Below are 1,421 nucleotides of genomic sequence, written 5' to 3' on the forward strand. Positions count from 1 at the left end.
GGACTGGCTAAGTGGGTATGATGTTCCTATTATCGCTAACGTTGCGGGATCTCAAATAGCTGATTATGTTAAGGTGGCTAGTAACATCAGTAAGGTGGGAAATGTGAAGGCTCTTGAGTTGAATATTTCTTGTCCAAATGTAAAAGAAGGTGGCATCGCTTTTGGTACGGTTCCGGAAGTTGCCAAAGAGGTAACCAAGGCAGTCAAGGAAGTCTCCTCTGTGCCTGTTTATGTGAAGCTTTCTCCAAATGTCAGCAATATTGTGGAAATGGCCAAAGCGGTCGAAGATGGCGGTGCCGACGGGCTGACAATGATTAATACATTAGTCGGTATGCGTTTGGATTTAAAAACAGGTCGACCGATTCTATCGAACAAAACTGGTGGGTTATCAGGTCCTGCGATTAAACCGGTCGCTCTCCGGATGATATATGAGGTAAGCCAGCAAGTTTCGATTCCAATCATTGGAATGGGAGGAATCGCTTCAGCGGAAGATGTCATTGAGTTTTTCTACGCAGGTGCGAGCGCTGTTGCAGTGGGAACCGCTAACTTCGTGGATCCGTTTGTATGCCCAACGATCATTGAAGAATTACCCAATCTGCTGGATGAGCTAGGATTTGATCATATTTCACAATGTACCGGAAGGAGCTGGAAGCAGAATGAAGCAGTCGCTAATTATCGCGCTTGATTTTCCCAACCTTATACAAACAGAACAATTTTTAAACCAGTTTTCATCTGAAAAACTAGCTGTAAAAGTGGGGATGGAATTATTTTATCAGAATGGACCGTCCATCATTTCTTACGTAAAAGAACAAGGCCACGATGTGTTTTTAGACTTAAAGCTTCATGATATTCCGAACACAGTCAAAAAGGCAATGACAGGTCTGGCAGCATTAGGCGCTGACATGGTAAATGTCCATGCGGCAGGTGGCCGAAATATGATGGAAGCAGCTCTGGAAGGTTTAGATAGTGGAACAGCTGCAGGAAAAAAACGTCCGTTATGTATAGGGGTTACACAGCTGACAAGCACGTCACAGGAACAAATGAATCTTGACCAAAACATTGCCGGCTCTCTAGAGGATTCGGTGCTTCATTATGCAAAGCTTACTCAGCAGGCCGGATTAGACGGCGTTGTTTGTTCGTCGCATGAAGTAAAGACAATTCATGAACGTATTAGCCCGGAATTTTTAACGGTCACACCTGGTATCCGTAATGCAGGTGGCCAAACACACGATCAAGAAAGAATTGCCACGCCTGAACAGGCAAGAAATTTTGGAGCTGATGCCATCGTTGTAGGTAGAGCGATAACTGGGGCGAAAGATCCATTAACAGCATACTTAGATATGAAAGCAGCCTGGGAGGGAATATCATGTTAAACCAAACTATAGCCGAACACCTATTAGAAATTAAAGCAGTGTACCTAC

2 protein-coding genes are annotated in these 1,421 nt (G+C 44.2%); both read left to right on the forward strand.

Features of this window, described 5'->3' with window-relative positions:
- Window positions 1–685: dihydroorotate dehydrogenase (locus AC1DUW_RS28725; protein ID WP_477644173.1), on the forward strand; the 685-nt coding region annotated here is incomplete at its 5' end.
- Window positions 657–1,373 carry an orotidine-5'-phosphate decarboxylase gene (gene pyrF / locus AC1DUW_RS28730; RefSeq protein WP_053345266.1) on the forward strand — a complete coding sequence of 239 codons (717 nt, stop codon included), beginning with the start codon at window positions 657–659 and terminating at the stop codon, window positions 1,371–1,373. The genes AC1DUW_RS28725 and pyrF, both read left to right, overlap by 29 nt.
- The last annotated feature ends 48 nt before the right edge of the window (window positions 1,374–1,421 follow it).

The organism is Peribacillus sp. P4_C12 (assembly GCF_056402095.1).